16 protein-coding genes and 3 tRNA genes are annotated in these 15,845 nt (G+C 67.6%); 11 read left to right on the forward strand and 8 right to left on the reverse strand.

Annotated features, from left to right (window positions below; all coding sequences use genetic code 11):
- Positions 1 to 20: 20 nt before the first annotated feature.
- Together ybaK and ACSE4D_RS04950 are read right to left on the reverse strand one after the other, a co-directional pair.
- The gene (ybaK, locus tag ACSE4D_RS04945; protein WP_426936653.1) at positions 21 to 521 is read right to left on the reverse strand and encodes a Cys-tRNA(Pro) deacylase; all 501 of its coding nucleotides are present in this window, start codon (positions 519 to 521) and stop codon (positions 21 to 23) included.
- Positions 522 to 742: 221 nt separating this feature from the next.
- On the reverse strand, positions 743 to 1,090 hold the full coding sequence (locus ACSE4D_RS04950; RefSeq protein ID WP_426936654.1) for a metallopeptidase family protein: 348 nt from the start codon (positions 1,088 to 1,090) through the stop codon (positions 743 to 745).
- 164 nt (positions 1,091 to 1,254) lie between these two features.
- Here ACSE4D_RS04950 and ACSE4D_RS04955 point away from each other — a divergent pair.
- The 8 genes from ACSE4D_RS04955 (at position 1,255) to ACSE4D_RS04990 (ending at position 7,459) form a co-directional block, all read left to right on the forward strand.
- A tRNA-Glu gene (locus ACSE4D_RS04955) sits at positions 1,255 to 1,327 on the forward strand.
- Between the two features lie 37 nt (positions 1,328 to 1,364).
- Positions 1,365 to 1,438: transfer RNA gene (locus ACSE4D_RS04960), tRNA-Asp, on the forward strand.
- A 69-nt stretch (positions 1,439 to 1,507) separates the two neighbouring features.
- Positions 1,508 to 1,583 (forward strand) — tRNA-Phe (locus tag ACSE4D_RS04965).
- A 113-nt stretch (positions 1,584 to 1,696) separates the two neighbouring features.
- The gene (locus ACSE4D_RS04970) at positions 1,697 to 2,788 is read left to right on the forward strand and encodes a DUF418 domain-containing protein (RefSeq protein ID WP_426936655.1); all 1,092 of its coding nucleotides are present in this window, start codon (positions 1,697 to 1,699) and stop codon (positions 2,786 to 2,788) included.
- Positions 2,789 to 2,894: 106 nt separating this feature from the next.
- Complete coding sequence (acs, locus tag ACSE4D_RS04975; RefSeq protein ID WP_426936656.1) at positions 2,895 to 4,844, forward strand: acetate--CoA ligase; 1,950 nt, start codon at positions 2,895 to 2,897, stop codon at positions 4,842 to 4,844.
- A gap of 151 nt (positions 4,845 to 4,995) precedes the next feature.
- Complete coding sequence (locus ACSE4D_RS04980) at positions 4,996 to 5,835, forward strand: SDR family oxidoreductase (RefSeq protein ID WP_426936657.1); 840 nt, start codon at positions 4,996 to 4,998, stop codon at positions 5,833 to 5,835.
- A 78-nt stretch (positions 5,836 to 5,913) separates the two neighbouring features.
- Entirely contained in the window at positions 5,914 to 6,897 is a 984-nt protein-coding gene (locus tag ACSE4D_RS04985; protein ID WP_426936658.1) for a patatin-like phospholipase family protein, read from the forward strand.
- 67 nt (positions 6,898 to 6,964) lie between these two features.
- Positions 6,965 to 7,459, forward strand: coding sequence for a hypothetical protein (locus tag ACSE4D_RS04990; RefSeq protein ID WP_426936659.1), 495 nt, complete (start codon positions 6,965 to 6,967; stop codon positions 7,457 to 7,459).
- Here the strand turns inward: ACSE4D_RS04990 and ACSE4D_RS04995 are convergent.
- The gene (locus ACSE4D_RS04995) at positions 7,444 to 7,854 is read right to left on the reverse strand and encodes an isocitrate lyase/phosphoenolpyruvate mutase family protein (RefSeq protein WP_426936660.1); all 411 of its coding nucleotides are present in this window, start codon (positions 7,852 to 7,854) and stop codon (positions 7,444 to 7,446) included. The genes ACSE4D_RS04990 and ACSE4D_RS04995 overlap by 16 nt on opposite strands.
- On the opposite strand from ACSE4D_RS04995, the gene mgtE reads away from it, so the two are divergent.
- Positions 7,780 to 9,147 carry a magnesium transporter gene (gene mgtE, locus ACSE4D_RS05000; RefSeq protein ID WP_426936661.1) on the forward strand — a complete coding sequence of 456 codons (1,368 nt, stop codon included), beginning with the start codon at positions 7,780 to 7,782 and terminating at the stop codon, positions 9,145 to 9,147. The genes ACSE4D_RS04995 and mgtE overlap by 75 nt on opposite strands.
- 33 nt (positions 9,148 to 9,180) lie before the next feature.
- Here mgtE and ACSE4D_RS05005 read toward each other — a convergent pair whose 3' ends face one another.
- From ACSE4D_RS05005 to ACSE4D_RS05020, 4 genes are read right to left on the reverse strand one after another with little or no spacing between them, the layout of a single operon-like run.
- Positions 9,181 to 10,968, reverse strand: a complete 1,788-nt coding sequence (locus tag ACSE4D_RS05005) for an ABC transporter ATP-binding protein (protein WP_426936662.1) — start codon at positions 10,966 to 10,968, stop codon at positions 9,181 to 9,183.
- Positions 10,965 to 12,665 (reverse strand): ABC transporter transmembrane domain-containing protein, encoded by a 1,701-nt coding sequence (locus ACSE4D_RS05010; RefSeq protein ID WP_426936663.1) that lies wholly within the window; start codon positions 12,663 to 12,665, stop codon positions 10,965 to 10,967. Before ACSE4D_RS05010 ends, ACSE4D_RS05005 begins: the two co-directional genes overlap by 4 nt.
- Positions 12,666 to 12,702: 37 nt before the next feature.
- The gene (locus ACSE4D_RS05015; protein ID WP_426936664.1) at positions 12,703 to 12,987 is read right to left on the reverse strand and encodes a hypothetical protein; all 285 of its coding nucleotides are present in this window, start codon (positions 12,985 to 12,987) and stop codon (positions 12,703 to 12,705) included.
- A 6-nt stretch (positions 12,988 to 12,993) separates the two neighbouring features.
- Complete coding sequence (locus tag ACSE4D_RS05020; RefSeq protein WP_426936665.1) at positions 12,994 to 13,128, reverse strand: hypothetical protein; 135 nt, start codon at positions 13,126 to 13,128, stop codon at positions 12,994 to 12,996.
- Between ACSE4D_RS05020 and ACSE4D_RS05025 the strand changes: the two genes are divergently transcribed.
- Entirely contained in the window at positions 13,121 to 13,603 is a 483-nt protein-coding gene (locus ACSE4D_RS05025) for an amidohydrolase family protein (RefSeq protein ID WP_426936666.1), read from the forward strand. The genes ACSE4D_RS05020 and ACSE4D_RS05025 overlap by 8 nt on opposite strands.
- 6 nt (positions 13,604 to 13,609) lie before the next feature.
- On the opposite strand, the gene ACSE4D_RS05030 is transcribed toward ACSE4D_RS05025, so the two are convergent.
- A complete protein-coding gene (locus tag ACSE4D_RS05030) occupies positions 13,610 to 14,815 on the reverse strand; it encodes an acyl-CoA dehydrogenase family protein (RefSeq protein ID WP_426936667.1) in 1,206 nt (401 codons plus the stop codon).
- Between the two features lie 124 nt (positions 14,816 to 14,939).
- Here ACSE4D_RS05030 and ACSE4D_RS05035 point away from each other — a divergent pair, with 124 nt between their 5' ends.
- A complete protein-coding gene (locus ACSE4D_RS05035) occupies positions 14,940 to 15,830 on the forward strand; it encodes a LysR family transcriptional regulator (RefSeq protein ID WP_426936668.1) in 891 nt (296 codons plus the stop codon).
- The last annotated feature ends 15 nt before the right edge of the window (positions 15,831 to 15,845 follow it).

Here is a 15,845-nt window from a genome sequence, read left to right on the forward strand (position 1 = left end):
TCGCTCGGCGAAGCCGCGACTCAGTCGAGTGTGGCGATCTTGGCCACCTGCGCATTGGTGAGCATGACGAGATCCTCCGGACGGATCTCGATCTCGAGGCCGCGGCGGCCGGCGGAGACGAACACGCACGCATGCTCGAGCGCGGTGCGGTCGATGACGACGGGCACGGCGTGGCGCTGCCCGAAGGGGGAGACTCCCCCGACGGGGTAGCCGGTGCGGCGCTCGGTCTCGGCCACGCCGGACAGCTGGGCCTTCTTCGCTCCCCTCGCCGAGGCGAGCCCCTTGAGATCGAGCTGACCGGAGACCGGCACGAGCGCGGTCACGGGTGCGCCGTCGACCTGGATCATCAGGGTCTTGAACACCTGGTCGGAGCTGACGCCGAGCTTGTCGGCGGCCTCCGAGCCGTAGCGGCGGGTGGCCGGATCGTGGTCGAAGCTGCGCAGGCTGTAGTCGATGCCTGCCAGATTGAGCACTCGAACGGCCGGGGTCGCCGCTCCTGTCGGTTTGGATGCAACTGTCATAAGGGGGTAGTGCCTCCTGCCCGCAGGTCCGCGGGAGACCTTGGGCGCTGCCGCCCGGGACCGTCGATGATCCTGTGCTCCCGCGTCGATACGGACGGAATTGTTGTATCGATGCTGATGGATTACCCGCCCAGAATAGGCGACGCGCCGGGGCGAGCGCCAATCACCGCCGCGCAAAATGACTTGCCGGTAGCTTTCTCGCCCGCGTGCGCGCCTGCCCCTCAGCCCCAACCGAGTTCGTGCAGGCGCTCGTCGTCGATGCCGTAGAAGTGGGCGATCTCGTGGACGATGGTGATGACGATCTCCTCGCGCAGGTGGTCGCGGTCCTCGGCGAAGTCGATGAGGTTGTCACGGTAGATGAAGATGTTGTCGGGCATCTCGAGGCCCGAGATGCCCCGTTCGCCCATCGGAGTTCCCTCGTAGAGGCCGAGCAGATGCCGGTCTCCGCTCTCCGGCCGATCCTCGACGAACAGGGCGACATTGTCCAGCTGTTCTGTCACCCCCGCGGGCAGCAGGTCGAGGGCCTCATCGAGGATCGACTCGAACTCGTCATCGCTCAGGGACTCCATGCCCACCACTCTAGTCCGCTCGCAGCTCCGGACTCGGGACGACGACGGGCCGAGAACGGGCCTGTGGGCTTGTGACCGAGGACACTCTGTTTCGTTTTGCATTCGCCGAATCGGGTGGGATAAGCTTAACGTCGTTGCCCACGGGGAATCCGAGGACAAACTAGGCCCCCATCGTCTAGAGGCCTAGGACACCGCCCTTTCACGGCGGCGACACGGGTTCGAATCCCGTTGGGGGTACGGTGTAGGATCGAGAGGTCTGAAACCACAACAGCAAGGCCCTGTGGCGCAGTTGGTTAGCGCGCCGCCCTGTCACGGCGGAGGTCGCGGGTTCGAGTCCCGTCAGGGTCGCGGAGCATAAGGCTCTTCTTCGGAAGAGCCTTTGTTTCTCTCGGCACACATGCAGCGTGTCGGCGACCAGGCTCTGTAGCTCAGTTGGTAGAGCGTTCGACTGAAAATCGAAAGGTCACCGGATCGACGCCGGTCGGAGCCACCACCCGAAAGACCCCCGCCCCGGCGGGGGTCTTCTCATATCCGGAGTGCGCCTCAACCCCAACCTGATCGCAGTCTCCATTCGACAAGGGACCTGGCCTGATACCGTGGCTCGGCATGATCCACGAACAGGCCCGCCGATCTCCGGAGACGCGCACCGATCGGACACAGCCGTCGAACCCGGCAGATCGCATCGTCTCCATCGACGTCATCCGCGGAGTCGCCATTGCAGGCATCCTGCTCATCAACATCCGCTACTTCCTGTCTCAAGCCGGTCAGTCGGCGGATCCCGTCGGCACGGACGCGGTGACCTGGCAGCTCGTCGACGATGTCGCCCTGGGCAAATTCCATTTCGTTTTCGCTTTCCTCTTCGGCACCAGCGTCCACATTTTTCTCACGCGGCTGCGCGCGAAGGGCCGATCGACATGGGTCTACGTCCGCCGGATGGTCATCCTCGTCATCGCAGGACTCATCAACTCGAGCTTAGGCGGCATCGATGTGCTCGCCTCCTACGGTGTCCTCGCTCTCCTGCTTCTGCCGCTGAGCCTGCTGCCCAGGTGGTCATTCGTCACTCTCGGCATCCTGGCCGCGATCGTCCCCGATGTGCTGCAGCTGATCACCGGCGTCGGCGGAGTCGACCTCCAGCTTCCTCCCCTGCTGCTGCCGCTGCTGTCCTTTGCTCGGACCCTCGGTCACATGGTGCTCGGATTCCGGCTGGCCGAACTCGGCCTGTATTCCGCGGCGGCACGCTTCCCCGTCACCGGCATCTTCGCCCTCAGCCTCATCGGCTCCGTCCCGCTCTGGCTCTGGACCAGCGCCGCCGGCATCGGATCGACTGACGCTCACGACATCGCCTTCCGCACCGCAATGGTGCCCGGCTTCATGTACGTGACCGGTCTGATCCTTCTCCTGCGCACCCGCCTCGGCGCGACATGCCTGTCCTTCCTTCGCCTGTACGGCAGGATGGCCTTTTCGAACTATCTGGGTCAGACCGTGATCTGCGTTCTCACTCTGCCGCCGCTGGCCTCGGCCGGTCACATCTCCGCCCTGGGCGGTCTCGGGATCTGGGCAGTCATCATCATCGTCCAATGCGCCCTGTCGACGGTCTGGCTGCACTTCTTCCGCTACGGCCCCCTCGAGTGGCTGTGGCGGTGCGGGACCTACTGGGAACTCACGCCTCTTCGGTCGGTCAACGCTTCCCGGTCATGATCACCCGTCGTATCGCCCCTTGATTTCACCGGCCACTGGAGTAGGTTGAAGGGGAGTTCGATTCCATGCACCACGTCGGTGTGAGGCATGGCGAAAGGAGCACACGATGACGAACAATCCGACGATCGAGGAACTCAGCCACGAAGGCCGGACCTTCCCGCCCCCAGAGGAGTTCGCTGCCAATGCGAACGTCACCGCCGAAGAATACGACAAGGCCGCTGCCGACCGCATCGGATACTGGGAGGAGCAGGCGAAGAGGATCACCTGGGACACCCCGTTCGACACGGTCCTCGACTGGTCGGACAAGCCCTTTGCCAAGTGGTACGTCGGAGGCAGGCTCAACGCCGCCTACAACTGTGTGGACCGACATGTCGAGAACGGTCTCGGCGATCGTGTCGCCTACTACTTCGAAGGCGAGTCCGGAGACACACGCACCATCACCTATTCCGATCTTCTGCGTGAGGTCTCCAAGGCCGCCAATGCGCTGACCGAGCTCGGTGTCAAGACCGGCGACCGGGTCGCGATCTACATGCCGATGATCCCCGAAACCGTCTTCGCCATGCTCGCCTGCGCCCGCCTCGGCGCTCCGCACACCGTGATCTTCGGCGGGTTCTCCGCGAGCGCGATCGCCGACCGCGTCAAGGACTGCGGAGTCGAATTCGTCATCACCGCCGACGGCGGCTACCGCAAGGGCAAGGCCTCGGGTCTGAAGTCCGTCGTCGACGAGGCCATGGTCGACTGCCCCGAGGTGCGCAACGTCCTCGTCGTCCAGCGCACCGGCCAGGACGTCGACTGGCAGGAGGGCCGCGATCTGTGGTGGCACGATGTCGTCGACCGCCAGTCCGAGACCCACACCCCCGAGGCCTTCGACTCCGAGCATCCGCTCTACATCATGTACTCCTCGGGCACGACCGGAAAGCCCAAGGGCATCCTGCACACGACCGGCGGGTACATGGTCGGGACCTCGTTCACCCACTGGGCGGTCTTCGACATCAAGCCCGAGTCCGACGTCTTCTGGACGGCCGCGGACATCGGCTGGGTCACCGGTCACTCCTATATCGTCTACGGTCCGCTGGCCAACGCCACCACCTCGGTGCTCTACGAAGGCACCCCCGACACACCCCATCGCGGGCGCTGGTGGGAGATCGTCGAGAAGTACAAGGTCTCGATCCTCTACTGCGCTCCGACGGCCATCCGCTCGTTCATGAAGTGGGGACGCGACATCCCCGCGAAATTCGATCTCTCCAGCCTGCGCCTGCTCGGCAGTGTGGGCGAACCGATCAACCCCGAAGCCTGGATGTGGTACCGCGAGCAGATCGGCGGCAACCGGTGCCCGGTGGTCGACACCTGGTGGCAGACGGAGAACGGCAGCATCCTCATCAGCCCGCTGCCGGGCGCGACAGCGACCAAACCGGGCTCGGCGATGCGGGCCCTGCCCGGAATCGTCGCCGATGTCTTCGACGACGAGGGCCGATCGGTCGAGCCGGGCAACGGCGGCTACCTTGTCATCAAGGAACCGTGGCCGTCCATGCTGCGCACCCTGTGGGGCGATGAGGAACGGTACAAGAAGACCTACTGGTCGCAGTATCCCGAGGTCTACTTCGCCGGTGACGGCGCGAAGATCGACCGCGACGGCGACTTCTGGGTCCTCGGCCGCGTCGACGATGTTCTCAACGTCTCCGGTCACCGGATGTCGACCGCAGAGATCGAATCCGCTCTGGTCGCGCATCCGAAGGTCGCCGAGGCGGCCGTGGTCGGTGCCCGCGACGAGATGACCGGGCAGGCCATCGAGGCCTTCGTGATCCTCCGCGAAAGCGCCGCCGACGGCGGCAACGACGTCGTGGACGAACTGCGGGGCCATGTGCGCAGCACGATCGGACCGATTGCGACGCCGAGGTCGGTCATGCTCGTTCCCGATCTGCCGAAGACCCGATCGGGCAAGATCATGCGCCGCCTGCTCAAGGACGTCGCCGAGAACCGCGAGGTCGGCGATGTCACGACGCTGGCGGACTCCTCGGTCATGGATCTCATCCAGAAGGGCATCGCCGAGGGCTGATCCGCCCGGTTCGCTTCATTCGCCGCCGCACCCTTGCGGTGACTCACGTCATACTGATGTACTGTTGAGTAACTTTCGGGTGGGTCGTCGCATGGTGCGGCGTCCGCATCCGAGAGTCGCTGGACTGACCTCGACTGCAAGGATGCAACGAATGAAGCGTGGAACGACGATCGACGGCGCCCGGGTGCTCATCACCGGAGCAGGCAGCGGAATCGGCAGGCTCATGGCCCTCGACGCCGCAGCGCGCGGAGCCGCCGAGATCCTCATCTGGGACCTGTCCGCCGACAGCGGAGAGGCCGTGCGCGATGAGATCACGGCCGCCGGCGGGCAGGCTCGGGCGTTCGAGGTCAATGTGGCGGATTCCGCCCAGGTCGAGACCGTGGCCGAGCGAACGGGACCGGTCGACATCCTCATCAACTGCGCCGGCATCGTCACCGGCAAGAAGCTCCTCGATGCCGACGAGGCAGCGATCCGGCGTGTCTTCGACGTCAACACGCTGGCTCTGTACTGGACGACCAGGGTGTTCCTGCCGGGAATGCTCGAACGGGACCGAGGTTCGGTGGTCACGATCGCCAGCGCCGCGGGCCTGACCGGGGTGGCCCGCCAGACTGACTACTCGGCGAGCAAATGGGCGGCCGTGGGATTCACCGAATCGCTGCGCAGCGAACTGCGTGCCGAGGGCAGCCGCGTGGGCACCCTCGCCTTCTGCCCCTTTTACATCAACACCGGCATGTTCGACGGCGTCCGCACGAAGTTCCCCCGCCTGCTGCCGATCCTCGAGGAGACAGATGTGGCCACCCGCGTCCTCGACGCCGTCGAAGCCGGTCGCGAACAGCTGGTCATGCCCTCGCTCGTGAGTCTGGTGCCGGCCCTGCGCTTGCTTCCCACACGGGCCTTCGACAAGGTCATGGACTTCCTCGGAGTCAATCAGACCATGGACCACTTCACCGGCAGGACCGGTCGCAGCCGGCAGCCGACCGCAGGCAGCTGAGCCGGTCGACGCCGAGTCCCGGCCGCCGTCCCGGCTCGGGTCCACAATGGACTCAGGGACGCACGGAAGGAAGCAGTCATGGCCACGACCGATCTGGTCCTCGAAGGAGGCGGGGCGAAGCTGCCCGGACTCATCGGCGCACTGCAGTCCCTGACCGAGGCCGGCTACGACTTCCACCGCATCGCCGGGACCTCGGCCGGGGCGATCGTCGGGGCTCTGAGCGCGGCCGGGCTGCCCGCCGACAGACTCGCGCAGAGGGTGCTCGAGCAGGACTTCTCCGAATTCGAGGACCTCTCCCCCGCCTTCCGGTTCACGCCGTGGCTGGGCAAGGTGCAGGGCCTGCTGTTCCACAAAGGCATGTACCTCGGTGACGCACTCCATGACTTCCTCGCCGAAGCGCTGGACAGACAGGGAGTGCGCACCTGGGGCGACCTCAAGCTGACCGATCCGGGATCGGCGATCCCACCCGAACGCTCCTACCGGCTCGTCGTCATCGTCTCCGACGTCTCCCGGGGCCGAATGCTGCGCCTGCCCTGGGACTATGAGGACTCCCTCGGCGTCGACGCCGACAGCCAATCCGTCGCCGAGGCGGTGTGCGCCTCGGCCGCCAGCCCCTTCTTCTTCCGCCCCCGATCCCTGCCTGCGCGGCCGAAAGCGGCCGGAGGCTCCTCCGTGCTCGGTGCCGACGGCGGTCTGCTCTCGAACTTCCCCGTCGACGTCTTCGACCGCAAGGATGCCAAGCCCGCGCGGTGGCCGACGTTCGGGGTCATGCTCTCGGCCCGGCACACCCCCGCCGCGCAGTGGCGACCCAACACCACGACGTTCCAGTACGCCCGGTCGCTGCTGTCGACGATGATCAACGCCCACGACCGCAGGCACATCGACGATCCTTCGGTGACCGAGCGGACGATCTTCGTCGACACCTCCGGCCACAGCAGCACGGACTTCGGCCTCTCAAGCGACGCCAAACTCGATCTCATCGCCGCGGGCCGCAGCGCTGCTGAGAAGTTCCTGACCCACTGGGACTGGCAGGATTGGAAGGACCGCTTCGATCGGAAGTGACCTAGCCCGCACGCGATCGACGTGCAAGAATGAGGACCCGATCCTGACGACGAGCGAAGGAGAGACCATGAGCGAGTTCGAATCGGACATGACCGACCGGCCGGATGAGGATCCCATTCTCGACGACCCCGAGCTCGACGAACCGACGGCCGCTGAACTCGACGACCCGGAGCTCAACGCCGCCGAGGTCGAAGCCGAACAGGTCGAGACCGACATCGACGATGACGAGCCGGGCGAACCGGACGTCGAGCCCGGGGCCCACGGCCCCGAGGGCACAGGTGTCGAGGGCGCCGACGATGTGCTCCTCGAAGGGGCCGACCGGGATGACGAGAACGATGAGCCCGATCTCTCGGACGAGTTCAACACCGACCAGTCACCGGCCGCGGAACAGGGGAATCGAGTCGGCGACGAGATGGTCTCCGAAGGCGATGACGACTTCGAAGTCTCCGAGCTCGACGGGGACGATCTCAACGTCGATGCCCTGGCCGATGACGGGACCGAAGAGGTCTCGGTCATCGACGGTATGCCGGAGGTCATCGACGACTCCTACGAGGAGGACTGACCACCCAGATCGGCGACCGCCCGGTAGGACAGCACACCCGCCGTCTCTGCCGGGCGGTCGTCGTCGAGGACGGCAAGGGACTGCACCGCCGCCGAGAGCGCCGAACGGTGAAGCAGCGGGCGGGCTTCGACGATCGCAGCGATTCTCGCCTGATCGTGGATTCCGGGAACGAAGATCCCGTCGGCGCCGGCCCGAGCATAGGCGTCGGTGCGTTCGATGACCTCGCCGAGGCGGTCCCGTCCGGGGCGGTGGCCCGGCGACTTCCGCCCATGGCATAAGGTGGTCTGCGGGAGAATCCGTGACGAGGCGAGGGGGAGTTCGTGGCCGACACGACAGAGAGCACCGAGGCGGCCGACCGGCTCGAATCCGCGCTCACCGGCAGAATCGACCCGCACACCCTCGATGAGATCGCCTCCCTGGCCCGGCAGGTGCCGCGGGCCGAGATCGGCCGGCTCGTGCACACCTCGACTCCGCTGCAGTCCGCGATGCTCTTCCGGGTCCTGACGAAGGCCGAGGCCCTCGACGTCTTCGAGGACCTGCCACCGGCCTACCAGGCCGAGCTCATCGGCAACCTCCGCGAACCCGAGGTCGCCGACATCGTCGAGGGACTCGACCCCGATGACCGTGCCGAGCTCTTCGGCGAACTGCCCGCGAGTGTGGCCAGCCGACTGATGAAGGGGCTGACCGCCCAGGAGCGGGCGATGACCTCCGCGGTCCTCGGCTATCCGAAGTCCGCGATCGGCCGGTACATGTCGCCCGAGGTCCTCGCCCTGCACGAGGACTGGACCGCCGCCAGGGCGATGGAGGTCGTGCGCGCTCGCATCGACGGTCCCGAGACCGTCTATCTCCTGCCCGTGGTCGGCCCCGGCCGGGTGCTGCGCGGAGTGGTGTCCCTGCGCAACCTCATCGCCGTCGATGCCGACACCATCGTCGAGGACATGGTCCGCGACTCGATCAGCACCCATGCGCTGACCGACCGTGAGCAGGCGGCACGCGAGTTCCTGTCCCACCGGCTCATCGCGATGCCGGTCACCGACCAGGAGGACCGCCTCGTCGGGATCCTGACCATGGACGATGTCCTCGACATCATGGACGAGGAGGATGCCGAGGACATCGCGCGCGGTTCCGGTACGGAACCGCTGGACCGGTCGTATCTGTCCTCGACGATCCTGCGTCTGGTCCGCAGCCGCATCGTGTGGCTGCTCGTCCTCGCCGTGTCCGCGATCCTGACCGTCCAGGTCCTCGAAGTCTATGAGGACCGCCTCGACCAGGTCGTCGTCCTCGCCCTGTTCATCCCCCTGCTGACCGGCACCGGCGGCAACACCGGCAACCAGGCCGCGACCACGGTGACCCGGGCCCTGGCCGTGGGCGAGGTGCGCATCCGCGATCTCGGCCGGGTGATCTGGCGGGAGCTGCGCGTCGGGGCCGTCCTCGGCTCCGTGCTCGGCAGCCTCGGCTTCGTCATCGCCGGCCTCGTCTACAGTTGGCCGATCGGCCTGGTCATCGGGTTGACTCTGTTGTCGGTGTGCATGATGGCCGCCACGGTGGGCGGGCTGATGCCCATCATCGCGAAGAGGGTCGGCGCGGATCCGGCCGTGTTCTCCAACCCGTTCATCTCCACGTTCTGCGATGCCACGGGCCTCATCATCTACTTCACGATCGCCACCACGGTGCTCGGGCTGCGCTGAGACCCGACGCCGGTCGACGGCGAGGCCGTCGGTTCAGGCCGACCAGGCCTCCCACAGAGCCGCGTACCGGCCTCCGGCGGCGACGAGTTCGTCGTGGGCGCCCTCTTCGATCACCTGCCCGTGCTCCATGACGAGGACCCGGTCGGCCTTCTCGGCCTGGCTGAGCCGGTGGGCGACGATGAGGGCGCCGCGGCCGGCCAAGGCCGCCTCCGCCGAGGTCTCGAGGACATGGGCTCCGGCCGAACCCGCCTCGGCGGTCGCCTCGTCGAGGATCGCGAAGTCCGGGTCGGCGAGGACGAGCCTGGCCAAGGCGATCGTCTGCTCCTGGACGGCCGACATCCGGATCCCGCCCTCCCCGATCTGCGTGTCCAGGCCTTTCGGCAGCGAGTGCGCCCATCCGGCTCCGACCGTGTCCAGTGCGGCGATGACCGCCGCATCGTCGGCGGTCGGTTTCGGCAGGGCCACGTTCTCGCGCAGGGTTCCGGAGAAGGTGTGGACCTCCTGGGCGACCATGGCGATGTGGCCTCGCAGTTCGGATTCGTCCACCGAGGTCAGCTCCACCCTCTTCGCCGAGGCTGCCCCGGTGCCGGCGAGCGCGGCGTGGCCGGATCTCGGTGGGGACAGTCCCGCCGCGATCCGGGCCAGCGTCGTCTTGCCGGCCCCCGTGGTGCCGACGACGGCGATGTGCTCACCGGGGTGGATGCGCAGGTTGACGCCTTTGAGCACATGGTTGTCCGAGTCCGGGTCGGCCTCGTAGCTGAACCACAGGTCCTCGAGCACCAGACACGGGCGGTCCGCGGTCAGGGCGGTCGACCGCTGCGGGGCCGCCTGCGCCTCGTCGATGACTCCGACCATGCGCGTCAGCGATGCGCCGGCCGATTGGATCTGGTCGAAGAGCCCGACGAGGGCGCCGATGGGGTTGAACAGGCGGTGGAAGACCAGGGCCGCGGTGGTCACGGCTCCGGCGGTGGACTCGCCGAACCACACGAGGGCGAAGCCGGCGACCAGCAGCAGGGAGAGCACGACGGCCTCGGCGCGGTTGTTCCGGCCGAAGGCGCGGGTGACGAATCGGAACACGTCGATCGACAGGTCCCGGGCCTGGCCGGAGGCAGCGTCGATGCGGTGCAGCTCCCCGGCCTCCGCGCGGTAGGCGCGCAGCGTCGCGGCCCCGGTCAGACCGCCCAGCAACCGGCCGGCGCGCCTTCCGAATGCCGCGCGTTCTTCCTTGTAGATGGGTTCTGACCTCGGCAGATACCAGCGCAGGGTGAGCCAGTACATCGGCAGGGCGACGAGGCCGACGATGCCCAGCCGCCAATCGATGGCGGCCAGCCCCGCGGCGGAGACGATGACGACGAGAAGTGATTCGACGACGAGGGGAAGCACTTGGGCGGCGGCCTCGCTGATCTTGCGGGAGTCATCGGCGACCCGGGAGACGAGATCTCCGGTGCCGGTGACTTCGATCCGCTGGGACTCCAAGCTCAGCGCGGAGTCGACGACTTCCGTGCGCAGCCCGGCGACGACGGGCATGGCGATATGGGCCAGCGCCCAGCCCCCGATCCACGTGCCCAGGGCCATGATGATGCCGGCGACCGCCACGGCCACAGCACAGAACCAGACCTCTTCGGGTCCGGCGCCTGCCGGCAGCCGGTCGACGAGGCGGCCGATCGCCCACGGTCCGACGAGTCCGGCCCCGGCGTTGGCCAGACCGGCGAGGGTGAGGAGGACGATCCAGCCGATCCGGCGGCGCAGCAGGGGGCCGAGGTGGGCGAAGGACCGGCGGCGTGAGGCGATCGACAGGGTGCTGTGCTTCGGTGCCGTCATCGGGTCACCGCCTGCCGGTAGGACTCGGCGGCGTCGCTGTCGGCGGCCAGCAGCTCGGAGTGAGCCCCGCTGAAGATCGGGCCCGTCGCCGGCGCGTAGATCACGGTGTCGGCGGCGGCGAGGAAGGCCGGGGAGCTGGTGAGGATGATCGTGGCTCTGCACTGCCGGCTGCGACGCAGCTCGGTGAGGCCTTCGGCGATCCGGGCCTCGGTGACGGCGTCGACGGCCGTGGTCGGTTCGGCGAGGACGAGGATCTCGGGGGCGGCGTTCAGCGCCCGGGCCAGGGCGACGCGCTGACGTTGGCCGCCGGAGAGGTTTCCGCCGAGTTCCTGGATCCGATGGTCGAGTCCGCCTTCGACGAGGCCGAGGAGTTCGTCGGCGCCCGCGGCCGCGAGGACCTCGTCGGTGACCGCGTGGACGGTGCGTGACTGTCCGTCGGGTTCGGACTGCTCGTCGGTGCCGACGACCATGGTGATGTTCGAGCCGATGGTGCCTTCGAACAGGTCGACGTCATGCGGTGCGACGAGCATCGTCGCCGGTCCGAGCCCGCGGGCGCGGGCGGACAGCGCCGAGTGCAGCCGGGCGCTGTGCTCGGCGGTCTCGGTGACGATGCAGGTCAGTTGCCCGCCGGCCGTGGTGAACTCCTCGTCGCCGCCGGGCCAGCCGGTGATGGTCACGCCGGAGTCCGAGACGGTGACCTCCGGGGCCTGGGCGGTCGAGTCCTTCTCGGCCTCGGCGTCGATATCGCCCAGCAGTCTCGAGATCCGTTCGGCGGCGCCGTGGGATTGGGCGAAGAGGCCGACGATCTCGGCCAGGGCCCGCATCGGTTCGGTCAGAAATGCGGTCATGCCGAGGATGCCGATCAGGGCTCCGACGCTCATCTGCCCGTCGATGAGGCGCAGGCCCGCAACGATGAGGACGATCGCGAGGACCGCGGACATCACCAGGGCGCCGAGGCCGGCCAGTCGCCCGGTGCGTTCACCGGTGGCGATGCCGGCCACGGCCGCGGCATCCGAGGTCTGCCGGTAGCGGTCGACCGCCCAGGTCTCGCCGCCCATCGCCTTGATCACCCGCAGCCCGTGCATGAGGTCGGAGGCCGAGCGTCCCGCGGCGGCGACGGCCTCGAGCTGGGCGGTGGCCTTCGCGGACACCGACCGGCCCGGCAGCGCGACGATGATCAGGCCGATGGGCACGGCGATGAGGACGACGAGACCGGTCACGGGGTCGGCGACGAGCAGGAAGACCGCGGCGGTGATCATGCCCAGCACCGAAGCGATGCCGCGTCCGGCCTGCTGGAAGGACATGGAGGCGGTGTCGGCGTCGGCGGAGGCGATCGAGAGCACCTCGCCCGAAGCCCGGTCAGCGGGCAGGTTCGCCGAGGTCAGCGCCGCATGGGTGATTTCGACGCGCAGCGCATGCGCTTCGCGTTCACGAGCGGCATTGCACGAGCGGGCCCCGAAGCGATATCCGAGGCTGAGCACGGTGAACAGCGCCCCGACGCCGATGATCGAGACGATGAGCATCGGCCACGACAGCGGAATGATCGCGCGATCGACGACGATTCCGATCGCCACGGGAACGAGCGCTTCGCAGACCTGCCACAGCGAGAGCATGAAGGCTCCGGGCAGCAGCAGTGACAGGCGCCGACGGGCGGCTCTGATCAGGAGGGACGAACCGGAGGAGGGAAAACTCGGCACAAAGGCTACCCTAACACCACTGCCGCAGACACGGTTCTCAGGCGTGCTGGGACAGGCTCTGTGCGGTGATCGGCCGTACAGTGTCCCCATGACGATTCTTCGCAATGTCCGCCTCGTCGGAGACGGTGGCCCGGCTCAACCCGTCGACGTCGAATTCGATGCGGCGATCACGTCGATCCGCCCGGCCGCAGAACCCGCGCCGCAGGCGGCGAAGACACTGCTCCCCGGTCTCATCGACACCCATGTCCACCTCGGCGAGCGCTCCCGGCTGGTCGACGCGCTGCGGTCGGGCCTGACATCGGTCGTCGACCTCGGCACGCACCCCGACTCACTCATCGATCAGCTGCGCGCCGACGACGAGCTGCCGGCGATCGTCAGTGCCGGATCGGCCGCCTCGGCGCCGGGAAGCACGCAGATCGAGATGATGGGGTCCCCCGCCGAGTCCAGGGGTCGACGTGCTCACCCACATCCCGTTCGACCGCCCGCTTCCGGAGGCCACACTGAACCGGCTGCGGGAGTCCGGCACCGTCGTGTCCCCCACGCTCGTGATGATGCGGGCGATCATCGACGGCCGCCTCGGCGACCGTGCCGATGCCGCCTTCGGCCTCGCCCTCGACAATGTCCGCGCGATGGATGAAGCGGGCGTCACCGTCATCGCCGGAACGGATGCCAACGAAACGGCGTTCGCCCCGGTCCATCACGGTCCCTCTCTGCACACCGAGCTCGCCTATCTGGTCCAGGCGGGGATGAACCGCACCGAGGCGATTCGGGCTGCGACCTCAGCGGCGGCGGATGCTCTCGGGCTTCGCGATCGCGGTCGTGTGATTGAGGGTGCCCGTGCGGATCTGCTCCTCGTCGACGGTGATCCGCTCACCGATCTCGATGCACTCCGCTCCCCCGCCGAGGTGTGGGTGGCGGGCGATCGACTCGTGCCCTGACATCGATCAGCGGAACGCCTGCTGACCGGTGATGTGACGGCCGAGGATGAGGGTATGGACCTCATCGGTGCCTTCGTAGGTGCGAACGGATTCGAGGTTGTTCGCATGCCGCAGCGGTGAGTAGTCGAGCGTGATGCCGTTGCCGCCGAGCATGGCCCGGGCATCGCGGCAGATCGCAATGGCCTCGCGGCAGTTGTTGAGCTTGCCCACCGAGATCTGCACCGGGTCGAGGCGACCGGCGTCCTTGAGCCGCCCGGTCTGCAGGGCCAGCAGGGTGCCCTTCTGGATTTCGAGGGCCATGTTCACCAGCTTCTCCTGGGTGATCTGGTACGCCGTCAGCGGTTTGTCGAACTGCAGACGGTTCTGCGCATAGTCCAGGGCGACGTCGAAGGAGTCCCGGGCCGCCCCCATGGCGCCCCACATGATTCCGTAGCGGGCTTCGTTGAGGCAGGAGAACGGGCCCTTGAGTCCCGTGACCTCGGGCAGGACCGCCTCGGCGGGCAGAGCCACTTCGTCCAGGGCGATATCGCACTGGATGGACGCGCGCATCGACAGCTTCGCCTCGATGGGAGTCGGCGTGAAACCAGGGGTGTCGGTGGGGACGAGGAAGCCGCGGATGCCGTCGTCGGTGGCGGCCCAGATGACGGCGACGTCGGCGATCGAGGCCAGGCCGATCCAGCGCTTGGCGCCGTTGAGGACCCAGCCGCCGTCGGCTCGGCGGGTGGCAGTGGTGGCCATGGATCCGGGATCGGACCCGGCGGTCGGCTCGGTCAGCCCGAAGCAGCCGATGAGCTCGCCTGCCGCCATGCCGGGCAGGTACCGGTTCTTCTGCTCCTCGGACCCGAATTTGTGGATCGCCGACATCGCCAGCGATCCCTGCACGGACACGAAGGTGCGCAGCCCCGAGTCGCCGGCTTCGAGTTCGAGGGCGGCGAGACCGTATTCGACGGCCGTGCGTCCGGGGCAGCCGTAGCCGTGCAGGTGCATGCCGAGCAGGCCGAGGTCGCCCATGTCCTTGACGATCTCGGTCGGGAACACCGCGTTCTCATACCAGTCGGCGATGTTCGGGCGGATCCGGTCGTCGACGAAGGTCCTGACCCGGTCTCGGATCTCGAGTTCGGTCTCCGAGAGGAGTCCGGCGAGGTCCAGCAGATCTGAAGGGTCGGAGGTGGCAGTGGTGGTCTCGGTGGTGGCAGCGGTCGTGTCGGTCATATCGGCTCCTCATGGCGGTCGGGGTCGTCTTCAACCCTGCCACCGGAATTCAGCGGAGTCCAAGAGGTAATATCGCATTGATTGATTGTATTTTCTTATCAATCAGCAGCACTGAGGAGAAGCTATGGAGTTCAGACAGGTCACCGCCTTCCTCGCCGTCGCCGAGGAGCTGCATTTCGGCCGGGCGGCGGAGAGACTCCGCATCGCCCAGCCCGCCCTCAGTCAGATCATCCGCGCCCTCGAGGCCGACCTCGACGTCGAGCTGTTCGAGCGCACGACCAGGCGGGTGAGGCTGACACCGGCCGGCGAAGCTTTGGTCGAGCCCGCAGCGGCGATCGGCACTCAGGTCGATGGCGCCCGGCGCATCGCCCGCGCCGCCCAGCAGGGATTGGCCGGCCGGGTGCGCATCGGCTTCGGCGGCACGAGCGGCTATTCGATCCTCTCCCGCCTGGCCCGGGAGGTGGGCGAGCGGCACCCGGGGATCAGACTCGACCTGCGCCCGCAGATGTACTGCGGACAGGCGGCCATCGCTGTGCGTGACGGACAGATCGATCTCGCCATCATCAGTCCCCCGGCGCCCGCCGGTGTCGAGGTCCACGTCATCCGTCAGGAGAGCGTGATGATCGCCATGCCCGCTGGACACGAGCTCGCCGATCGTGGGTCGGTCAGTATGGCCGGGCTGGCCGGCCAGCCGTTCATCTCCTATGCCCCGTCCCATGGTTCGCAGGTGCGAGAGGTGATGATGCGCCTGGCCGACGAGGCCGGTTTCCTCCCCCACGTCGTCCAGGAGGCACCGGACCCCTACAGTCTCCTCGCCCTGGTGGGAGCGCAGGTCGGCCTGGCCGTCGTCGTCGCGTCCTCGGATCACATCCGCATCGACGGAGTGCGCTATGTTCCTCTCGCCGAGGGTGGGGATGCCTTCACACTCGCGCTCGGCTGGCGGCGGAACAACCCGTCGGAGGCCTTGGCCCGGGTGGTCGACATCGTCGGCGAGGTCCTTCCGCGGGCGCAGTGAGCCTGAGTCAGTCGC

Source organism: Brevibacterium sp. FAM 27836 (assembly GCF_051351055.1).
In the GTDB taxonomy this organism is placed as follows: Bacteria; Actinomycetota; Actinomycetes; order Actinomycetales; family Brevibacteriaceae; genus Brevibacterium.